General features: G+C 46.7%; 16 protein-coding genes and 1 pseudogene. 7 read left to right on the forward strand and 10 right to left on the reverse strand.

The genetic code is table 11. From position 1 onward, the window contains the following. Complete coding sequence (locus ICN29_RS09510; RefSeq protein WP_216132615.1) at positions 1-786, forward strand: AzlC family ABC transporter permease; 786 nt, start codon at positions 1-3, stop codon at positions 784-786. After that, positions 786-1136, forward strand: coding sequence for an AzlD domain-containing protein (locus ICN29_RS09515; protein ID WP_216132975.1), 351 nt, complete (start codon positions 786-788; stop codon positions 1134-1136). Before ICN29_RS09510 ends, ICN29_RS09515 begins: the two co-directional genes overlap by 1 nt. A gap of 7 nt (positions 1137-1143) precedes the next feature. Here ICN29_RS09515 and ICN29_RS09520 read toward each other — a convergent pair whose 3' ends face one another. Together ICN29_RS09520 and ICN29_RS09525 are read right to left on the reverse strand one after the other, a co-directional pair. Further along, complete coding sequence (locus ICN29_RS09520) at positions 1144-4224, reverse strand: FAD-binding and (Fe-S)-binding domain-containing protein (RefSeq protein ID WP_216132617.1); 3081 nt, start codon at positions 4222-4224, stop codon at positions 1144-1146. Further along, positions 4221-4907, reverse strand: a complete 687-nt coding sequence (locus tag ICN29_RS09525) for a GntR family transcriptional regulator (protein WP_216132619.1) — start codon at positions 4905-4907, stop codon at positions 4221-4223. The genes ICN29_RS09520 and ICN29_RS09525 overlap by 4 nt, the downstream gene beginning before the upstream one ends. Positions 4908-5104: 197 nt before the next feature. On the opposite strand from ICN29_RS09525, the gene ICN29_RS09530 reads away from it, so the two are divergent. The 3 genes from ICN29_RS09530 to ICN29_RS09540 all read left to right on the forward strand — a co-directional run bounded on the left by ICN29_RS09530 (position 5105) and on the right by ICN29_RS09540 (position 8317). Continuing rightward, positions 5105-6289 (forward strand): pyridoxal-phosphate-dependent aminotransferase family protein, encoded by a 1185-nt coding sequence (locus ICN29_RS09530; RefSeq protein ID WP_216132621.1) that lies wholly within the window; start codon positions 5105-5107, stop codon positions 6287-6289. 142 nt (positions 6290-6431) lie between these two features. Then, on the forward strand, positions 6432-6839 hold the full coding sequence (locus ICN29_RS09535; RefSeq protein ID WP_216132623.1) for a GlcG/HbpS family heme-binding protein: 408 nt from the start codon (positions 6432-6434) through the stop codon (positions 6837-6839). An 8-nt stretch (positions 6840-6847) separates the two neighbouring features. Continuing rightward, positions 6848-8317 (forward strand): DEAD/DEAH box helicase, encoded by a 1470-nt coding sequence (locus ICN29_RS09540; RefSeq protein ID WP_216132625.1) that lies wholly within the window; start codon positions 6848-6850, stop codon positions 8315-8317. A 9-nt stretch (positions 8318-8326) separates the two neighbouring features. On the opposite strand, the gene gluQRS is transcribed toward ICN29_RS09540, so the two are convergent. Further along, on the reverse strand, positions 8327-9277 hold the full coding sequence (gene gluQRS, locus ICN29_RS09545) for a tRNA glutamyl-Q(34) synthetase GluQRS (RefSeq protein ID WP_216132627.1): 951 nt from the start codon (positions 9275-9277) through the stop codon (positions 8327-8329). Between the two features lie 3 nt (positions 9278-9280). On the opposite strand from gluQRS, the gene dnaE reads away from it, so the two are divergent. Next, complete coding sequence (dnaE, locus tag ICN29_RS09550; RefSeq protein WP_216132629.1) at positions 9281-12898, forward strand: DNA polymerase III subunit alpha; 3618 nt, start codon at positions 9281-9283, stop codon at positions 12896-12898. Here dnaE and ICN29_RS09555 read toward each other — a convergent pair. Genes ICN29_RS09555 through ICN29_RS09565 form a run of 3 tightly spaced genes read right to left on the reverse strand, consistent with a single transcriptional unit; the run spans position 12895 to position 15597 of the window. Next, complete coding sequence (locus ICN29_RS09555; protein WP_216132630.1) at positions 12895-14055, reverse strand: glycosyltransferase family 9 protein; 1161 nt, start codon at positions 14053-14055, stop codon at positions 12895-12897. The two genes, dnaE and ICN29_RS09555, sit on opposite strands and share 4 nt — an antisense overlap. Before the next feature lie 4 nt (positions 14056-14059). Continuing rightward, positions 14060-14839 carry a glycosyltransferase family 2 protein gene (locus tag ICN29_RS09560; protein ID WP_216132632.1) on the reverse strand — a complete coding sequence of 260 codons (780 nt, stop codon included), beginning with the start codon at positions 14837-14839 and terminating at the stop codon, positions 14060-14062. Beyond that, positions 14836-15597, reverse strand: coding sequence for a glycosyltransferase family 2 protein (locus ICN29_RS09565; protein WP_216132634.1), 762 nt, complete (start codon positions 15595-15597; stop codon positions 14836-14838). Before ICN29_RS09565 ends, ICN29_RS09560 begins: the two co-directional genes overlap by 4 nt. 10 nt (positions 15598-15607) lie before the next feature. Here ICN29_RS09565 and msbA point away from each other — a divergent pair, with 10 nt between their 5' ends. Further along, positions 15608-17371: a lipid A export permease/ATP-binding protein MsbA gene (msbA, locus tag ICN29_RS09570; RefSeq protein ID WP_216132636.1), complete on the forward strand. Its 1764-nt coding sequence runs from the start codon at positions 15608-15610 to the stop codon at positions 17369-17371. 32 nt (positions 17372-17403) lie between these two features. Here msbA and rng read toward each other — a convergent pair whose 3' ends face one another. From rng to rsfS, 4 genes and pseudogenes are all read right to left on the reverse strand, one after another. After that, positions 17404-18867, reverse strand: coding sequence for a ribonuclease G (gene rng, locus ICN29_RS09575; RefSeq protein WP_216132638.1), 1464 nt, complete (start codon positions 18865-18867; stop codon positions 17404-17406). After that, positions 18864-19499, reverse strand: a complete 636-nt coding sequence (locus ICN29_RS09580; protein ID WP_369411667.1) for a Maf family protein — start codon at positions 19497-19499, stop codon at positions 18864-18866. Before ICN29_RS09580 ends, rng begins: the two co-directional genes overlap by 4 nt. Then, the gene (gene rlmH, locus ICN29_RS09585) at positions 19492-19935 is read right to left on the reverse strand and encodes a 23S rRNA (pseudouridine(1915)-N(3))-methyltransferase RlmH (RefSeq protein ID WP_216132640.1); all 444 of its coding nucleotides are present in this window, start codon (positions 19933-19935) and stop codon (positions 19492-19494) included. Before rlmH ends, ICN29_RS09580 begins: the two co-directional genes overlap by 8 nt. A gap of 45 nt (positions 19936-19980) precedes the next feature. After that, positions 19981-20367, reverse strand: a pseudogene (gene rsfS / locus ICN29_RS09590) (ribosome silencing factor); the annotation flags it as partial. Positions 20368-20386: the final 19 nt, after the last annotated feature.

A 20386-nucleotide genomic window follows, 5' to 3' on the forward strand; every position in this document is an offset into this window, starting at 1 on the left:
ATGTCATCAGGAAATCAACCCTACATTGATCCTAGCGAAATCGCGCTAGAGGGTTCAGCGGCCGAGCGATTCAAAAGTCCTAACAATGCCTTTTGGGCCGGTATGCGAGATGCAGCTGGCGCCCCAGCAATGGTTCTATTTGCTGGTATGGTGGGTTTTGGAGCGATGGGTAAGACTAATGGCTTTGATGTTTGGTTTACTACCTTTACTTCATTTTTCATGTTCGCTTTACCAGGACAGGTGGTCTTACTTGAGATGGCTATTACTGGTTCATCAGCTATCGCAATTGCTTTAGCAGTGACATTAACATCGACCCGTTTTGTCACAATGACGGTGACACTCTTTCCGCAGTTTCATCAAAAAGATCGCAATCGGAGTTTGTATGCCTCAGTCCATTTGTTGGCCATGACTGCATGGGCAATTTCGATGAGGGAGTTTCATGCGATCGAGACCAAGCATCGCTTAGCGTATTTTGTTGGCTTAGGACTACTCTGTTGGCTGATTTCTATACCTGGCACGATCTTAGGTTATTACTTAGCCGGCATGGTGCCACCAGCCATCACCTTGGGTCTCGTATTTATTAATCCACTATTCTTCTTGCTAACTTTTACGGAAGTAAAGCCTTGGATTAACCGAATTGCACTGATGTTGGGTTGTATCTTTGGCCCCATTTTCTTCTTCATCGATCGCGACACTAGCTTACTCACATCCGGTCTTGTGGCTGGAACGTTGGCTTACTTTATTGATCGTCAGTACTTGCGTAAGAAACCCGGAGTTATCAGGTGATGGATACCATGGCTAATGCACTCTCCGGTTGGGGGTTATGGATTGCCTTAGTGGGCGCCTGCCTTGGCACTTACTTCTGTCGTGCAATTGGCGTGCTTCTCTCCAATAGTATTAATCAAGATAGCGAGATCTTCCGCTGGTTAGCTGCGGTCACTTATGCGATGGTTGCTGCGTTAACAATTCGCCTCATCGTAATGCCTATCGGCTTGATGGCAACGGTGCCTTTATGGATGCGCATTCTGATTTGCGCATTAGCGATTGGCGTAATGATTTCAAAACCCACTAAGCGATTGGTTCCAGCCTTGCTAACTGGAACCTTGCTAATGGTAGGTTACGGTATCGTTCGCTAGCTCAGATTTATAGATGTGCCGCCAAAATTCTGGCGATATGTACGGCTTCCCTTTGTGTGCCATCAGCAATTTGATGACGGCAACTAGTGCCATCGGCCACTACCCAGCTATCGGGTGATTTGCGAATGCTCGGCAAGAGACTAAGTTCAGCCATTTGTTTAGATACTTCAATGTGCTCTGCTTCATAACCAAAACTACCCGCCATGCCGCAGCAAGAAGATTCAATCAACTGAGGATCTGCTTTAGGAATGAGTTTAAGTAACTCCATCGCAGGCGCTACTGCTGCAAAAGCCTTCTGATGACAGTGACCATGAAAGAGTACTGGCTTACTCGCTTCTTTAAGATTCAGTTTGAGTGTTCCTGCTTTGGCTTCGCTCGCCAAAAACTCTTCTAAGAGTTGCGCTTGTTTAGAAATTGCGATGGCATGCTCACCAAATCCCATCACTAAGGCTTCATCTTTCAAAGTGAAGAGACAGGAGGGCTCTAAACCAATAATGGGGATGTTCTTTTGCGCATAGGGTGCGAGATGATCAACAAGCTCCCCAAGCGTTTCTTTGGCTTTATCCACCATACCAGCGGCGAGATAGGTTCTGCCACAGCAAAACTCTTTAGAGCAAGCGTTTTGTGTTTTTTCTGTTTGTTTTTCTTTATTACTTTGGCTCTTATTTGGAATATGCACGCGATAGCCTGCAGCTTTGAGCACTTTGAGTGCAGCGATGAGATTTTCATCTTCAAAATAGGCATTAAAGGTATCTGCTAGCAAAACTACACCTTTGCTATTAGCATCCTGCGCTAATTGCTCTGGTGTGAATTGATAACTTTGGGCTACTTTCTGGTTCCAGAAAGTTTGACCCTTCCAGATTGGCAAACTTCTTTGTGCGGAGATGCCCATGATCCACTCTTGTAACTTAGCAATGGGCGCGATGTGATTACGCAGGTTCAGTAGCGCTGGCAAGAGCGGAATATTGCTAATGATGGCTGCGTATTTGGGCAGATAAGCTACTGCTAGGTCTCGCAAAGAGTAGCCAACACGTTTCTTATAGGCTGATAAGAACTCAATCTTCATCTTAGCCATATCAACGCCAGTAGGGCACTCACGACGGCAGGCCTTGCAACTTACACAAAGCTCCATCACTTCTTTGATGGCATCACTTGCTAGTGGTGAAATAGAATTATCTTTGATATCTAGTTGATTCGATAGTGCTAGACGTAAGGTATTGGCTCTGCCTCTGGTGAGATGTTTTTCATCACGCGTCACACGATAACTTGGGCACATGACTTCAGCATCAAACTTGCGGCAGTGACCATTGTTATTGCACATATCGACGGCTTTAGCTAAACCCATCGCTGGATCGCCGCCAGAGCCTGGTGCACTTGTTTCTTCTGTAACGGGATTGTTCTGTACATTCCAAGCAGACCAATCTAATGCTGGCTGTAAGGCAATCACCTTGTAATTGGGCGCAAATCTAAAGTTGCTTGCATCATCCATCTTCGGTGGATTAACAATCTTGCCTGGGTTAAATAACCCTTTGGGATCAAAAGCATGTTTGATTTCTGAGAGAGCTTCAGTGATCTTGGGTCCAAATTGCCAAGAGATCCACTCACCACGACATAGCCCATCACCATGCTCACCGCTATAGGCGCCTTTGTACTTTCTGACTAACTCTGAAGCTTCTTCTGCAACAGCACGCATCTTTTGGGCGCCATCTCTACGCATATCCAAAATAGGGCGTACATGCAATGTGCCAACCGAGGCGTGAGCATACCAAGTGCCTCTTGATCCATGTTTAGAGAACACTTCGGTTAATGCTTGGGTGTAATCGGCTAAGCTCTCCAGTGGCACAGCGCAATCTTCAATAAAACTCACTGGTTTGCCATCGCCCTTCAGGCTCATCATGATATTCAAGCCTGCTTTACGAACTTCCCAGAGATTCTTTTGTAAAGATGCATCCGGCATTGCTACTACCGAACCTGGCAGACCTAAGTCACTCATCAGCTCTTGAAGGGATTTGAGTTTGTCTAGGAGTGGTGCATGCGCTTCACCAGAAAACTCCACCAACAGAATGGCTTCTGGCGTTTGAGTAGTGTGATCAATAAGTGCTGTCTCAATTGTTTTCTGAAAGCTAGGATTGCTGCGCGCCAAATCAATCATGGTGCGATCGACTAACTCAACAGCAGTTGGCCCCAGCTTCACAATGTGCTGGGCGCTATCCATGGCCTTGTAGAAACTGGCAAAGTTCACAATGCCCAGCACTTTGTGTTGTGGCAAAGGTGCTAACTTAAGTTTAAGAGATTTGAAATACGCTAGCGTTCCTTCACTACCCACGAGTAGGTGAGAAAGATTGACGCTGCCATCTTGGGTGTAAGGTAATTCGCTTTGAGGATGAAAGATATCAAGGTTGTAACCTGCAACCCGTCGTAATACCTTCGGAAAGCGTGCCTCAATCTCGGGCTGCAGTGTATTGGCTAAGTCTTTAACAAAGTCACCCAATTGCTTGGCCACTCCAGAGCTACTTGCATAGTTAGCAAATTCACCGACTCTGCCATCTGCTAGCCAAGCATTAATTCCTAAAACGTTATGTACCATATTGCCGTAAGCAATCGAGCGACTACCGCAAGAGTTATTGCCCGCCATGCCGCCAATCGTTGCTTGCCCTCCAGTAGAAACATCTACTGGATACCAAAGACCATGTTTTTTGAGTGAGCTATTGAGGTGGTCAAGTACCATGCCGGGCTCAACTTCTGCATAGCCCTGATCAATATTGATATCAAGAGCATTTCTGAAGTATTTGCTGTTATCAATCACTAGTGCTGCGCCAGTAGTTTGACCGCACTGACTAGTGCCACCACCACGAGGGAGTACTGGTACTCCAAGTTCTGCTGCAATCTGAATGCTACTTGCAATATCTTGCGCAGTCTTCGGCACAAACACCGCTACTGGCATGGCTTGATAAATAGATGCGTCGGTAGCGTAACGACCACGGCTAGCGCTATCAGTCATCACCTCACCAGAAGTCTCTTGACGCAAGCGTTTGGCTAATTGCGCTTGATCCACCATCAGCTCTTTGAGATCGAGGGGCTTGTTCATTTAACTGTCTCTACTAGCTGCACTTCAGCTTTGAGTAACTGCACAATGACATCACGCTTGTTCTGTACGTGCTTGATCATGATTCTGCGCATACGGGCACTATCGCGGGCTTTGAGAGCATCGAGCATCTCTTGATGTTCTTCAACCGCTTTTTCCCATTTAACACCGTCTTGATTAGATCGAAAGCGCAAGGCTTCAATGCGGGCATTTACTTGAGAGAAGAGTTGAGCAAGCACGGGGTTATTCGCTGCCTGATTAATCAGATGATGAATCCGTAAGTTCAACTTGTAATAGGAAGATAAATCACGACGGGCGTAAGAAGCCATCATTTCATATTGAAGGGCTTCTAGTTCAGAGAGGGCGGCATCACTAATATTGTTTGCAGCTAGCTCACCAGAGAAACCTTCCAAGTCTGCAATCACGTTAAAAGTATGAATGACATCCTCAAGACTGAGTTGCACAGCAATCGCACCACGGTTAGCAATCAGCTCTACTAGCCCATCGGCTGCTAGGCGACGAATCGCTTCCCGAATCGGTGTGCGAGAAACATTCAAACTCTCAGCCAGTTCCCGTTCATTGAGTTTGCTGCCAGGGGCAATCTTGCCTTCAACCAAAAGCAGTCTGAGCTTTTGGAAGATGGCCTCATGTAAGTTCTGAGAATTAGGCTGCTCTATTACTGTCATGACATCCGTTTCCTATACTCTAAATTTGTATACAAAAATATCAATAAACCATCATAAAGCATAAATATAGGCTTTAAATGCTAAATAATGGCTTTATTTTAAGTTTTTCTGTAAATATTTTGTATACAAAATAGAAAATTGGCAAAAATTGTCTTACACTAGGGGGATTATTTAACCCAAACCCAGCGAGACAAAACATGCTCAAACTCGATAACCACGCATCTGGACGCCATTTCTTACATATTCCTGGCCCAAGCCCAGTTCCGCCACGCGTATTGCGTGCGATTAGCTATCAAACTATCGACCATCGTGGTCCTGAGTTTGGTCAATTTGGTTTAAAGGTTTTGGATGGTATTAAAAAGATTTTTAAGACTAATCAACCCGTCATTATTTATTCAGCTTCTGGCACTGGCGCATGGGAAGGCGCATTAGTTAACGTTCTCAGTCCTGGTGACAAGGTGCTCTTTTATGAAACCGGCCAATTCGCGAATTTATGGCGCGCTCTTGGTAAGCGTCTAGGTCTTGAGGTTGAAGTAGTGGGTAAGGCTGGACAAGATTCTTGGCGTTGGGGTGTAGATGCTGCAGTAATTGAAGAGCGTTTACGTAAAGATGCGCAGCACGAGATCAAAGCGGTTTGTGTTGTGCATAACGAAACCTCTACTGGAGTGACATCTAATATTGCTAACGTTCGTAAAGCAATTGATTCCTTAAAGCATCCCGCTTTGTTATTGGTTGATAGCGTATCTGGCATAGGTTCCGCAGATTATGAGCATGACAAATGGGGCGCAGACGTGACGATTTCTGGATCACAAAAAGGCTTGATGTTGCCACCTGGGATTGGCTTTAATGCTTTATCAGCAAAGGCAATTGAGGTGAGTAAGAGCAACAAAATGCATAAGGCCTATTGGGCTTGGGATGAAATCCTCGAATCGAATAAAAATGGTTTCTGGCCTACAACACCAAGCACTAATCTCATGTATGGATTACATGAGGCAATGGACATGATGATGGCTGAGGGTCTCGATACCATTTTTGCCCGTCATCAACGTTTAGCCGCAGCTTGTCGTGAAGCGGTGAATGCTTGGGGCTTAGAGATTCAGTGTCAAGATAAGGATTGCTATTCACCGGTACTCACGTGTATTGCTACACCTGAAGGGATGGATGCGGATGTGCTACGTAAACATGCTTTAGAGAAGTTCAATCTCTCTTTAGGAACTGGCCTTGGCAAGATCAAAGGCAAGGCATTCCGTATTGGTCATTTGGGCGACTGCAATGAACTCAACCTAATGGCCGCCTTAAGTGGGGTAGAAATGAGTTTAGGTTCGATGGGCTACAAACCCAAGGCAAGCGGCGTAGTCGCAGCCCAGGAGTTCCTTAAATAAGCAGTGCTGGGGCTAAGTTAGGCCATTTAGGGTTGGTGGGCCTGGATTCCTCAGGGCGAATCGGGCTGCACCCCTTATAATTCCAGTACTTATATAGAAGTGCACTGATTAGATACACCATATTCGAGACAGAAAGACAAACATGTTAGCTACTAAACCTTACTTAACTCAAGCTGATGCGCAAAAGATTTTGGACGCAGCTGATCAATATGCTGCCCAAAATAATTTCGCGGTGACGATTGCTGTTTGTGATGATGGTGGTCATCTCTTGGGGTTAATTCGTCGTGATGGTTGTGCTCCTGTATCTTCATATATTGCGCAAGAGAAGGCGCGTACTGCAGCAATGGGTAAACGCGAGAGCCGTGTTTATGAAGAAATTATTAATAACGGCCGCACATCCTTTTTATCTGTCCCACATATTTCAGGGATGTTAGAAGGTGGGGTCAATATCGATGTAAATGGATTCACCATCGGCGCAGTCGGCGTTTCCGGCGTTAAATCGACCGAGGATGCTGCCACTGCTAAGGCTGGCATCGCGGCCATCCTATAAGTTTTCTTTTGATAAATACTGATACTGAAATAACTTCTTCTACAGGGCTTGACGACACAGTCGCCCCTGCCGCTACTCCGGCAACAATCACTTTTGCTGATTTTGGTTTAGACCCAAAGATTCAAAAGGCGGTATCTGACCAAGGCTACACCATCCCAACGCCGATTCAGGCGCAAGCGATTCCACATGTTTTAGCGGGTAGAGACTTAATGGGCGCGGCACAAACTGGTACTGGTAAAACTGCCGCCTTTGTATTGCCAATCATCCAACAGATTTTGCGCCACGCTAGTAATAGCGCATCACCTGCGCGCCATCCGATTCGCGCCTTAGTGCTGACGCCCACCAGAGAGTTGGCAGTGCAAGTAGCTGAGAATGCCGCAAGCTATTCCAAACATACTGATTTACGTGCCGCCGTGGTCTATGGTGGCGTGGATATGAAAGAGCAAGTTGCGATTTTGCGTAACGGCATCGAGATTTTGATTGCGACACCAGGCCGCTTGCTTGATCACATTGGCTCAAAGGTTGCCAATTTATCCCAAGTAGAAATTCTGGTTCTGGATGAAGCTGACCGCATGCTGGATATGGGTTTCTTGCCAGACCTGCAACGCATCATTAATTTAATTCCAGCGCAAAGACAAACTCTATTATTCTCCGCAACCTTCTCGCCAGAAATTAAAAAACTGGCGCAAAGCTATTTGCGTACTCCTGTCACAGTTGAGGTAGCACGTCAGAACGCTGCAGCCGATACGGTGAAGCAAGTAGTCCATATGGTGGCCTCAGCAGATAAGCAACGCGCCATAGTCAGAGTACTGGAAGAGCGCACCCGCCAAGGTTTATCCCGTCAATGCATCATTTTTACCAACAGTCGTTTAGGATGTGCCAGATTGTCTCGTGCACTTGAGCGCGATGGCATCAAAGCGGGCGCAATTCATGGTGATAAGAGTCAGGGTGAGCGCACTCTCACATTAGATGCATTTAAATCAGGCGCGATTGAAGCTTTAGTCGCAACTGACGTTGCAGCCCGTGGCTTAGATATTCCGGATATGCCCTGCGTGATTAATCATGAGTTGCCTTACAGTGCTGAAGATTTTATTCACCGTATTGGCCGCACTGGTCGTGCAGGCAGCACCGGTGATGCGATTGCTCTAGTAGATGCTAGCGAAAAGCGCTTACTCGATGACATCGAAAAATTGATGAAGCGTAAGTTAGAAGTCAAGCCTTTGCCAGAAGGTGCTCCTTCACAAAGTAGAGCGCCTTCAAATAGTGCTGCATCAAGTAGAACCGGCAGTGCTTCATCTAGTAGATCCTCATCCAACACTACACCAGCAAAAATATCAGACCCATTTTTCTATCAGCCTTATGAACCCACTGCTGTTCCACCATCTACAGAAGGCGCAAAGCCCGAAGAGAAAAAAGTGGGCATTGTGGCGGCTAAGCCCACGGTAGGGGCTTTACTTGGTGGCTTTAAAAAGAAATAAAGTAGTTCATTAACTTCTCCAAGCACGAGTGGCAGCCAAGAGCCACTCTGCAATGGTGATATTTTCACCATCAGGCAAATCTCTTAATCCCAAATGCTGTGCTGCCTTGCGTAATTCTGCAAGCGAGTGCTTTTCATCTTCGGTATTGATCTGAGTTGCTAAAGTTTGCTTGCTCAATTTCTCGCCATGCTCATCAAGTACGAGAGGTAGATGCCAGTATTGCGCTGTGTGATATCCCAGCACCTTCTGTAGATGAATTTGCCGGGCAGTATTGCTGAGTAAATCTTCACCACGCACAATATGTGTAATACCTTGCTGTGCATCATCTACCACCACTGCAAGTTGATAGGTAAATACTCCATCATTTCTGCGTAGAACAAAATCACCCACCTCTTGATTGAGATCTTGGCTTTGATGACCTAGTGCCAAATCCTCAAATTCAATCTGGCAATGCTGGGGAAGGGCGAGTCGCCAAGCAACTTTGGGCGTACTGAATAATTTTGGTAAATGAACCTCTAAGGGATTGGGCCTGCAAGTCCCTGGATAGACCATCTCCTGATTGCGGGGAGTAAGTACACCTAGTTTAGCTAGGGCATTTGCAATGGTTTGCCGAGAACAGGTGCAGGGGTAGAGTAGATTTAGCCCTGCCAGGCGCTCTAAAGCGGCTTGGTAGAGATCTTGGCGCTGGGATTGATAGGTGCGTTCTTCATCCCAAGAAAGGCCACAGGCAAGGAGTTGGGCTTGGATTTGCTGCTCAGCCCCAGGGATGCATCTGGGGGTATCTAAATCCTCGATTCTGAGCAGCCATTTACCCCCATTTTTACGGGCATCTAACCAGCTTCCCAGGGCGGTAAGCAAGGATCCTGCATGGAGTGGGCCGGTGGGAGAGGGGGCAAATCGCCCGCGGTAGCCGTCGGCTGGGGATGAGGGGTTTTTCAATATAGACACAGCTAAAATCATCTCATGGCTTCACCCCATTTTGTACATCTTCGCCTCCATTCCGAGTTTTCAATTACGGATGGGATCGTTCGTATTGACGATGCCGTTGCTGCTGCTGTCAAAGATGAAATGGGTGCCTTAGCCCTGACCGATCTGAGTAATTTATTTGGATTGGTGCGTTTTTATACCGCAGCACGTGCCGCCGGTATTAAACCCATTACCGGTGCTGATGTTTGGGTGAGCAATCCCCAAGACCCAGATCAACCCCATCGTTTATTAGTCTTAGTGCAAAACCATTCTGGCTATCTCAATCTTTGTGAATTACTTAGTAGAGCTTCTTTGGAAAACCAATCGCGTGGTCGCGCTGAAGTTGACTCTGCTTGGTTTAGTGAGCCCGCCGCTAAAGCGGAAGATAAGAGCGCTAAAAGAACCTTAACTTATGGATTAATTGCCCTGTCGGGTGCGCGCCAGGGTGAGATAGGCACTGCTTTATTGGCAGGTCAAGAAGAGCAAGCCAAAATAGCTGCAAAACGCTATGCAAAATTATTCCCCAAGTCTTTTTATATTGAGGTTCAGCGTGGGGGACATCAGCAAGATGAGAAGCAGCTCCAGCTAGCCTGCCATTTGGCTGCTGAGCTCAATCTACCAGTGGTGGCAACCCACCCAGTGCAGTTCATGAAAAAGAGCGATTTCATAGCCCATGAAGCAAGAGTCTGCATTGCTGAGGGCGAGTTACTTGGTAACCCACGGCGTACCAAGAAATTTAACGATGAGCAATACTTCCTAACGCAAGCAGAAATGGAAAAGCGCTTTTCAGATTTGCCGGCTGCGTTAGCAAACTCTGTTGAAATTGCCAAGCGTTGTAACTTATCACTCGTACTAGGGCAACCACGCTTACCTGATTTTCCGACTCCTCCCGGCATTACCCTTGATGAATATCTCCTCGCACTTTCCGAGGTGGGCTTAGAGCGGCATATGGAGCGTAACTTCCCAGATGCAGAGGAGCGCGCTAAAGAGATGCCGCGTTATCACGAGCGTTTGGTATTTGAAGTCAAGACGATTTCTCAAATGGGATTTCCGGGCTACTTCTTAATCGTGGCAGACTTCATTAACTGGGCTAAAAATAATGGCGTACCGGTAGGCCCTGGCCGTGGCTCTGGGGCAGGCTCCTTAGTAGCTTACTCTCTAGGCATTACTGACCTTGACCCACTGCGCTATAACCTGCTCTTTGAGCGTTTCTTAAATCCAGAGCGGGTATCGATGCCTGACTTTGATATCGACTTTTGCCAGCATGGTCGTGACCGGGTGATTCAGTATGTGAAAGATAAATACGGCAAGGATGCCGTGAGTCAAATTGCTACCTTTGGAACGATGGCAGCACGCGCAGCGATTCGGGATGTGGGCCGCGTGTTGGAGCAGGGCTATAACTTCGTTGACGGCATTGCCAAATTGATTCCGAATAAGCCAGGTCAATACATGACGATTGAAATGGCCAAGAAAGAAGAGAAGCAATTAGCTGAGCGTGAGAAGAATGAAGATGAGGTACGCCAACTACTCTCTCTTGCGCAGCAATTAGAGGGTATGACTCGCAACGTCGGTATGCATGCTGGTGGCGTATTGATTGCTCCTGGGCGCCTAACCGATTTTTGCCCACTCTACACGCAAGAGACTAAGGATCAAGATAGTAGCTCCGTGATTAGTCAGTTTGATAAAGATGATGTGGAGGCTATTGGTTTGGTGAAGTTCGACTTTCTGGGATTGACCACCCTGACTATTTTGGCTGCAGCAGAGCGCTGGATTAAAGCGCTCCATACCGATCGCAAGGATTGGACTATCAGCGAGATGGCGCTTGATGATGAAAAAGCGTTTGAGGTTCTCAAGAAAGCCAATACCGTTGCAGTGTTCCAATTAGAAAGCCGCGGGATGCAAAGCTTGCTTCGGGAAGCCAAGCCTGACCGTTTTGAAGACATCATTGCGCTCGTAGCCTTATATCGCCCAGGCCCAATGGATCTGATTCCAGAGTTCATTGAGCGTAAGCATGGTCGTCAAAAAGTAGAGTATCCAGATCCGCGAATTGAATCAGTGCTCCGTGAGACCTACGGCATCATGGTCTATCAAGAGCAGGTGATGCAGATGGCCCAGATGATTGGCGGTTACTCATTAGGCGGTGCTGATATGTTGCGTCGTGCCATGGGTAAGAAAAAGCCAGAAGAGATGGCGCAGCATCGCAAGATCTTTAGTGAAGGCGCAAAAGCAGGCGGTATTAGTGAAGGTAAGGCAAACGAGATTTATGACTTGATGGAACGTTTTGCGGGCTATGGGTTTAATAAATCTCATGCTGCTGCTTATGCGCTCTTAGCTTATCAAACCGCTTGGCTCAAAGCCTACTACCCAGCCGAATTTATGGCGGCCAACTTATCGCTTGCCATGGACGACACCGATAAGGTGAAGATTTTGTATGACGATTGCTTAGTAAATCAGATTCGGGTGTTCTCACCCGATATCAATACAGGGGTATACGATTTCACACCCTTGCGTGCTCCTGATGCCGCAGCAGATATGCCAATTGCCCATATTCGCTATGGCTTAGGCGCTGTCAGAGGGACCGGCGAGGCCGCGATTGAAGCTATTGTCAAAGCGCGCGAGACTGGTGGGCCATTTAAAGACTTATTTGATTTCTGCGCACGAGTAGATCGCAGACAAGTTAATCGCCGTGCGATTGAAGCACTGATGCGCGCGGGAGCATTTGACAGTCTCTATCGTGATTCAGTGCCTGCGGGCGGCAATCTCTACGACATTCGTTCTACTCTGCTAGCTTCTTTGGCAAGAGCAATTGAAGCTGCAGAGCAGGCTGAGGCTTCCATTCATCAGGTGAGTTTGTTTGAGGCTGCTGGCGAAGAAGATCGACATCTGCCAGAGCTAGTACGTGAACCAGTTTGGTCCGAGAAAAAACGCCTCCAAGAAGAAAAGACTGCTTTAGGACTTTGCCTCACCGGACATATGTTTGACGCTTATCGTGATGAGACGGCCCATTTCATCCGCCAACCTCTAGCTAAAGTAGCTGAAGGCAAGGATCAGTTGATCGCCGGCATTATTACTTCGGCACGGATGCTCACTGGCCAACGGGGCCGCATGATGATTGCGACAATTGATGATGGTAGTGCTGCTATTGAGGTAACCCTCTATAGCGAAGTGTATGAGCCGAATCGTTCCTGGCTCAAAGAGGATGAGATGTTGATTGCTAAGGTCAACGTGACACCTGATAAATTTTCGGGCGGTATGCGGGTTGTCTCTGAAGCAGTGATGGATATTACTGGTGCGCGCATGCGTTTTGCCCGAAACGTACATGTCTGTATTGATTCAGCAATTGACTTAAAGATGCTACGGAGTCAAATTGGACCTTATTTAATGGCCAATCGTGTCAGAGATCCAAAGAAGGGTGCTCCTCCTCCAGTAATGCCGGGCTCCAATGATGGCGTGAAAGGTTTGATGCTCACCGCTGCCGTTACTACTAGTGGGGGCGCTTGCTTAATGCAATTCCCAGAAGAGTTGCGCATTTACCCTGATGACGCTTGTCTACATAGCCTCAATCAATTGCTAACCTCGAAACAAAAAGATCCTGTACAGGTTCAGTACCACTAAGTTAGTGTGATCGCTTGCTCAATTGCTGTAATCACTTGAGCGGGCTCTAGTAAATCCAAACACTCACTATTGCTATCGGCACGATCAAGGCAGCCTGCTTTGCGGCAAGGCACACATTCACCAGGACCTTGCAAGATGGTGACATTTCCAACAGTTTGCGTACGGGCCCGAAGTTCATAAGGTTGTTCGCCAATAAAGCCATTTGGCCATGGGCCAAAGTTGGTTGGTGGAGTGGCGCCAAATAAAGCAATCGTAGGAGTGTTACAAGCTGCTGCTAAGTGGGTGATAGAGGTATCCACACCAATATATAAGGCGGCACCCCGCAATAGTGTTCCTGCTTGTGGAATCGATAGCTTACCTGCAGCGTTAATCACTTTTGCAGCAGTTTTATCATCCAAAAGAGAGATGATGTCGCGGTTGAGTTGCACATCTTGCTTAGCCGGCGATGCACTTAATACCACTTGTAAATCTTTTTTCACTAAGTAAGTAATGAGTTGTTGCCAATGTGCTAGAGGCCAACGCTTATAAGCCGTTAGCGGTCCTGGATGAACCACCACGTAGGGCTGCACCAGCCCATTCGCAATTACAGGAGTGAGAGCTTCACCTTCGGGCGGGGTAACGGCAATCGGTTTGCTAAATAAGTCCGCTGGGTTTCTGAAGAAGATTTCGAGTAAACGCAACTTTTCTGCAATCACGTGTTGCTTAAAGTAATCTACGTTCACAGCATGCATACAGATGAATTTCTTCCAAGCATTTTGTTTTTCGCTTTTATTTCTCTTGGATTTATCTTCTACATCTTTGCCTTGAGGGTGCCCACCCAAAACACCCACTCTTCTGAAAGCAGAAATGAGACCATAAAGATAGGCACGGTCGCTAGGCTGGGTAATGATGGCTAAGTCATAGCGCTGAAACAGTCGATTAAAGAGAGAAAGATATTCTCTAATGCCCGGACGATCTGAGGTTTCAATCATTTCAGTGATATCGGGGTTACCGTAAAGCATATCGAGCTTGCCGCGATAGCCTAGAAAGTGAAATTCTGCATCTGGCCAGAGTTCTCTAGCCTTACTAATCAGGGGGGTAGTGACCAAGACATCGCCAATTTGCCGGGTGGCGATGAATAATACTTTTTTAGGTTTGAGGTCTGAGAAGGCAGTCATTTACTTACATAGCCTTCGCTAGAATCTTTTCACGGACACGGCGGGCATTCTGGGTAGCATTACTTTGATCATGAATCTGATGAAAGAGGTGCAGGACTTCAGTAGCCCACGATCCTGATTTGCGAATGATGTGGTGGCGCTGTAAGCGAAAGATAAAATCAGCATCCTCATGACCCCAACCAGTCATCGTTTCATCAAAACCATGAATGGCCTCGGCATCTGACTTCCAGCACGCCATATTGCAACCTTTAATCCGGCGCCAAACGAACTTTTTATAGTCTCGCCAAGAGCCATTACCAAACTTGATTTTAAGGGGCCAGTATTTATTAATGCCACCACTTAGGCGCGTGCCCAGAAGGCTGCTACTGAAGCGTTGAAAATCCCAATGAGGCCAAGTCATCAGTTCTTGAGTCAGTTTTTCATTGAGGAGCACTCTGCTACCAGTAACCAAGCATCCTGCTTGTGCTAATTGTCGATGACGTGCAACAAAATCAGGCTGCACAATGCAGTCACCATCTAAAAATATCAAATAGTCACCATGTGCAGCAGCGATGGCTTGATTAAGAATGATGGTTTTCCGAAACCCTTGATCCTCTTGCCATAAGTGCTTAATTGGTAGAGGGCAAGACGCTATAAACTGCTGAATCAGCTGCTTGGTGCTATCAGTGGAACCATCATCAGCAATGATGATTTCAAAATTGCGATCAGTCTGTGTCGCAAGTGACTCTAGGCAAAGTTTGAGAGCTTGTGGCCAGTTATAGGTGGCCAACAAAATCGAAATCATTTACCAGCATCCCGATTGAGATACCACAACTTGATATAACGATAGTAAGTGCCTTGGCCATTAGAGATTGCTAAAGCAAATCCTTGAGCGCCATCCAAGAAGCCCGCGCGAATAATATAGGTACGAAAGAATGCCCAGAAGCCATGAAGTACTGCCTTAAGAGGATGACTGGTTTTACCTTTGGCAAATGCTTGCTGTGCAGAGGCAGTGGAATACCGATCTAACTTTTGCAGAACTTGGGAATAGTTCATAAAGCTGTAATGCAGCATTGGGTTTTTGAGCTTGGCTACTTGCCCCTGAGGAATTAATCGCTCATGCACTAAGTCATCGGAGAAGCGGGCATTGCCACGTTTAAAGAGACGGTCCACATAGTCAGGGCTCCAGCCAGAATGGCGAATAAAGCGTCCGCAATACCAAGAGAGGCGAGGAATGGCAAAGCAGCCTACCTGGGCGCTATGGGCAATAGCAGTCAGAATTTCAGTTCGAAGGGCAGGAGTGAGTCTTTCATCCGCATCGAGAGACAGCACCCATTCGCCTGTAGCCAGATCCAAGGCACGGTTCTTTTGGGGGCCAAAACCAGGCCAATCAGGTGGGCTGGCAATCATAGCCCCATAGTTTTGGGCAATCTCTAGGGTGCGGTCAGAGCTGGCCGTGTCGACCACAACGATCTGCTGGGCAATGCCTTCCAGAGAGGCCAGACAATCGTCCAAATTGGCCTCTTCATTGCGGGTGATGAGTATGACTGATAAGGTGGGCATAATTCATTATATGAATGCTCAAGACCGTACCGCCCTAAATCGCTTAATTACCTACCTTAAACCCCATATTCGGTTGATTATGGGCTCTTTGATAGCCATGGCCTTTGTGGCGGCTGCTGAGACCTCAATACCCGCTTTGATGAAGCCTTTACTTGATGAAGGCTTTACTGGCCAACTGAACAGTAAGCTTTGGCAGATACCTGTTTTCTTAGTTGGCTTAGCAATGGTCCGTAGTTTGGCGCAATTCTTTTCTAACTATTTATTGTCGCGCGTGATTAATTCAGTTCTCCTTAAACTGCGCGAACAAATGTTTCAAACATTGCTGCACGCGAGAACAGCTTTTTTTCAAAAGAACTCCGCATCCAATTTAATTAATGCTGTGGTATTTGAGGTGAACAACGTTCTTGCCGTTATGGGTGGAATGTTAATTAGCTTAGTGCGTGACACACTCACAGTCATCGGTTTGATGGGCTATCTGATTTATTTAAATTGGCAATTAACCCTCGTTGTATTAATTATCTTTCCAGTGATCGCTTTCATTATGAGTAAGGTTAACCGCCGTTTAAGGTCGCTTAATCGTGAACAACAAACACTCACAAGTGATTTAGCTTATATCGTTGAAGAGGCTGCTGCAGGTTATAAAATTGTCAAGGTTCATGGCGCTGAACAATATGAAATGAACCGCTTTCTTGAGAAGGCTGAGCGTCTGCGCCAGTTTGCTCTAAAGTCAGCTGTGGCAGGCGGCTTGAACCAGCCAATAACCCAGCTGATCGCCTCGATGGCCTTGTCGGTGGTATTGGTGATTGCCTTGATGCAGTCCGCTACTGAGGGCACTACTGTTGGCGGATTTGCAGCCTTTATCACCGCAATGATGCTAGTAATTTCTCCATTGAAGCACCTAGCTGACATTAATCAGCCCTTACAACGCGGCTTGACAGCAGCAGAAATGATTTTTGGGCTCATGGATGAGCCATTGGAAGAAGCGGAAGAGCGCAAACTGAATATGAAGTCCTTAGATAAGGCGAAAGGTAGTATTCGTTTTGAAGATGTTGGATTCTCGTACCAACAAGAGGTAGGTCGAAAAGATGCCTTGCGCGGAATTAATCTTAGCATTAAGCCTGGTGAAGTAGTCGCTTTTGTTGGCCCTTCTGGCGGTGGTAAATCTACCTTAGTAAATTTATTGCCTCGTTTCTTTAAGCCAACTAGTGGACGTATTTTCTTGGATGACATTCCCTTGGAAGATATCGTCTTGGCTGACGTCAGAAAACAAATCGCCTTTGTGAGCCAAGATGTCATTCTGTTTAATGACACGATTGCTGCAAACGTAGCTTATGGTGCTACCGGTCAAGAGGGTATAGATCGGGGGCGAGCCATGGAGGCATTAGAGGCAGCTAATTTGGGTGCTCTCATTCAAGAATTGCCAGAAGGTATTGATTCGCTGATTGGCGATAACGGCAATCGTTTATCTGGCGGTCAGCGCCAGCGGCTTGCAATTGCTCGGGCGATTTATAAAAATGCCCCAATCTTAATTTTGGATGAAGCGACTTCTGCTTTGGATTCTGAGTCAGAGCGCCAGGTACAAGATGCGCTAGACCGGCTGATGGCCGGCAGAACAACTTTAGTAATTGCGCATCGTCTCTCTACGATTGAGCATGCTGACCGGATTGTGGTTCTAGACCATGGTCAAATTGTTGAGAATGGCCCACATGGAGACTTAATCAAAAATGATGGTCTTTATGCCAATCTACACCGTATTCAGTTCGCGAACGCCTAATTGAATCTAATGAGTCTAGTTAATTAGCCCAGTTAACTCAGTACGATGTCATATTGCTCTTGGCGGAAGCTACCCTCTGCTTGCAGGGTAATCGGCTTACCAATGAAGTCACCCAGTTGCGCTAAGAATTGATTTTCTTCTTCTAAAAATAAATCAATCACATCGGGAGCGGCAACAATTCTAAATTCACGTGGATTAAATTGACGATGCTCACGCACAATTTCACGCAAAATTTCATAGCAAATCGTTTGGGCAGTTTTGATCTCACCCTTGCCCATGCACGTAGCACATGGCTCGCAGGTGATATGAGCTAAGGACTCACGTGTCCGTTTACGTGTCATCTCTACTAAGCCTAGAGCAGAAAATTCACTGAGTGAGGTGCGAGCATGATCGCGTTCAAGATTGCGTTTGAGCTCATAAAGCACGGATTCTTGATGGTCTTTACCTAGCATGTCAATAAAATCAATAATGATGATGCCGCCGAGGTTACGTAAACGCAGTTGACGAGCAATAGCTTGAGCAGCTTCTAGATTAGTTTTAAAGACAGTGTCATCTAAATTGCGCGCACCGACATAACTGCCCGTGTTCACATCAATTGTCGTCATGGATTCTGTCTGGTCAATCATCAGATAGCCACCAGACTTTAGATCCACTCTGCGACCTAATGCTTTATTAATCTCGGTATCAACATCAAATAGGTCAAACAGGGCACGTTCACCACGATGCAGGGTCAGTTTGCCTAATAGGTTAGGCATATACAAACTGGTAAATGCCTTAAGCTTTTCAAAGTTCTCAGCCGAGTCCACCCGAATTTGCGTAGTTTCTTCGCTAGCAACATCTCGCAAAACACGTTCAGCAAGACTAAGATCCTGATAAAGCAGGCTTGGCGCCGCCTTGTGCATTTTTGCTTCCTGAATGTTTTCCCAGGTAGTACGCAGGTAATGCATGTCATGCAACAGTTCTGTATCGGAAGCGTCTTGGGCGCTAGTGCGCACAATAATGCCGCCTTTTTCATCAGCAGCCATGAGTCCAGCAAGTCGAGTTTTAATCGCTTCACGTTCTTCTGCTTGATCAATGCGTTGAGATACGCCGATATATTTTTCGGTGGCAGGATCGCTGCCTGCTGGTGGCAGGTAGACTAAGTTACGACCCGCAATGCTCAGTTGCGCTGTCAAACGAGCGCCCTTAGTCCCCAGAGGATCCTTGAGCACTTGCACCAAGATTGTTTGACCTTCGAACAAAAGTTTTTCAATTTGGGCTTGCGGATTATTTTGGACAATGTCAGCCACGTGCATAAAAGCAGTCCGCTCAAGACCAATTTCAATAAAAGCAGACTGCATTCCTGGAAGTACACGCACTACTTTAGCAAGGTAGATATTGCCAACAATGCCACGCTGACGTGTTCGCTCAATTTGCAATTCTTGAACGGCACCTTGCTGGATTAAAGCAACTCGTGTTTCTTGCGGAGTGATATTGATGAGGATTTCTTCATTCATATGCGTGTTACTTGAGCGCGCCCTAGAAGTTGTACGGTTTCATAAATAGGTAAGCCCATGATACCGCTATAACTGCCTTCAATCGAAGGGATAAATGCGCCCCCAAGCCCTTGAATACCATATGCGCCCGCTTTTCCAAAAGGCTCGCCACTGGCAATGTAAGCAGCTATCTGCTCTTGGGAGAGTTGGGCAAAGTGCACCCTGGATACCTGTACTAAGCAAAGTGGTTTTTTACTGGGATCGATAGTGACGGCAAGGGCTGTCAGAACTTCGTGAACTTTTCCGCTGAGTATATTCAAGATGCGCGCAGCATCAGTTGCATCAATTGGTTTTCCTAAAATTTCGCCTTCACCATGATTTGGTAGGCTAACAGTGGTGTCAGCGCATAAGATCGGCGCCCAGGGAAGACCACTCTTTTGCCAGCGCACCAAAGCAGCAGTGCTCTTTGCTAAGGTAACGCGTTCAACATAGTCGCGAGCTTTTTCATTGGGAAGAGGGGTTTCAATACTTTCGCTATCTTCACCGAAGCTTGGCGCCAACATCTCAAAGCGCACACCCATTTGTTTTAATAACTCTTGGCGTCGTGGGCTTTGCGAAGCGAGGTAGATAAAAGAATACAAAGAATTACTCACGATGGTAGGGGTGTCCCTGCAGGATGGTCCAGGCACGATACAGTTGTTCAACGAGGAGCACTCTAGCCATGGCGTGTGGCAAGGTTAAGCTAGAAAGCCGCCATATCTCTTGCGCATTGGACTTCAGGCTAGGGTCTAGACCATCAGCCCCGCCAATTAAAAAAGTAATATCAAAACCTTCTTGCCGCCATGAGGCCATTTGAGTTGCTAGGTTTTGGGTTGTTTGATCCTTGCCACGCTCATCTAAGGCAATCACTCTTGAGCCTTTAGGAATCGCAGCAGCGATCTTGATTGCTTCTTTGGCCGGCGTGAGATCAGGTTTGATCTCTTTAGTGTCAATACTGCAATCTGCTGGCATGCGTTTGACATAGTCGTGGGTTACTGTGGCAACCCAATCAGGCATCTTGTGTCCAACAGAAACGATCGTTAGGCGCATGACTAAGATTAAGAATCAGGCAGGAAATAAAGCGTGACGAACTTATTCGTCGTCTTCAAGCTCGCTGGCCTTTACAAGTCCTTTGCTACCAGCCAACTTCACGCGTACAGGTTTTGCACCCCACATGCCTTCTAGCTGGTAGTAAGAGCGCAACATCGGTTGCAAGATATGGACAACGATATCGCCGCAATCAACCAAGACCCATTCACCAGTCTCTAAGCCTTCGATGGAGATGACTTCGCCACCTTGAGTGTTGACATCTTCTTTGACAGACATCGCCAGTGATCGCGTTTGACGATTACTTGAGCCAGTAGCAATGATCACGCGATCAAATAACTCACTAAGTTTGGTCGTGTCATAAACGCGGATATCTTGCGCTTTAACATCTTCTAAGGCATCAATAATGACGCGTTGTAATTTACGTAATTCCATAGTTTCTCAATGATATTTT

It is taken from the genome of Polynucleobacter nymphae, from assembly GCF_018882155.1.
GTDB classification, from domain to species: domain Bacteria; phylum Pseudomonadota; class Gammaproteobacteria; order Burkholderiales; family Burkholderiaceae; genus Polynucleobacter; species Polynucleobacter nymphae.

Coding starts and splice junctions, on each gene's coding strand:
- msbA (WP_216132636.1), top strand. CDS start 15,608: ATGAATGCTCAAGACCGTACCGCCCTAAATCGCTTAATTACCTACCTT.
- ICN29_RS09555 (WP_216132630.1), bottom strand. CDS start 14,055: ATGACTGCCTTCTCAGACCTCAAACCTAAAAAAGTATTATTCATCGCC.
- ICN29_RS09535 (WP_216132623.1), top strand. CDS start 6,432: ATGTTAGCTACTAAACCTTACTTAACTCAAGCTGATGCGCAAAAGATT.
- rlmH (WP_216132640.1), bottom strand. CDS start 19,935: ATGCGCCTAACGATCGTTTCTGTTGGACACAAGATGCCTGATTGGGTT.
- ICN29_RS09565 (WP_216132634.1), bottom strand. CDS start 15,597: ATGCCCACCTTATCAGTCATACTCATCACCCGCAATGAAGAGGCCAAT.
- ICN29_RS09510 (WP_216132615.1), top strand. CDS start 1: ATGTCATCAGGAAATCAACCCTACATTGATCCTAGCGAAATCGCGCTA.
- ICN29_RS09525 (WP_216132619.1), bottom strand. CDS start 4,907: ATGACAGTAATAGAGCAGCCTAATTCTCAGAACTTACATGAGGCCATC.
- dnaE (WP_216132629.1), top strand. CDS start 9,281: ATGGCTTCACCCCATTTTGTACATCTTCGCCTCCATTCCGAGTTTTCA.
- gluQRS (WP_216132627.1), bottom strand. CDS start 9,277: ATGATTTTAGCTGTGTCTATATTGAAAAACCCCTCATCCCCAGCCGAC.
- ICN29_RS09515 (WP_216132975.1), top strand. CDS start 786: ATGGATACCATGGCTAATGCACTCTCCGGTTGGGGGTTATGGATTGCC.
- ICN29_RS09520 (WP_216132617.1), bottom strand. CDS start 4,224: ATGAACAAGCCCCTCGATCTCAAAGAGCTGATGGTGGATCAAGCGCAA.
- ICN29_RS09560 (WP_216132632.1), bottom strand. CDS start 14,839: ATGATTTCGATTTTGTTGGCCACCTATAACTGGCCACAAGCTCTCAAA.
- ICN29_RS09530 (WP_216132621.1), top strand. CDS start 5,105: ATGCTCAAACTCGATAACCACGCATCTGGACGCCATTTCTTACATATT.
- rng (WP_216132638.1), bottom strand. CDS start 18,867: ATGAATGAAGAAATCCTCATCAATATCACTCCGCAAGAAACACGAGTT.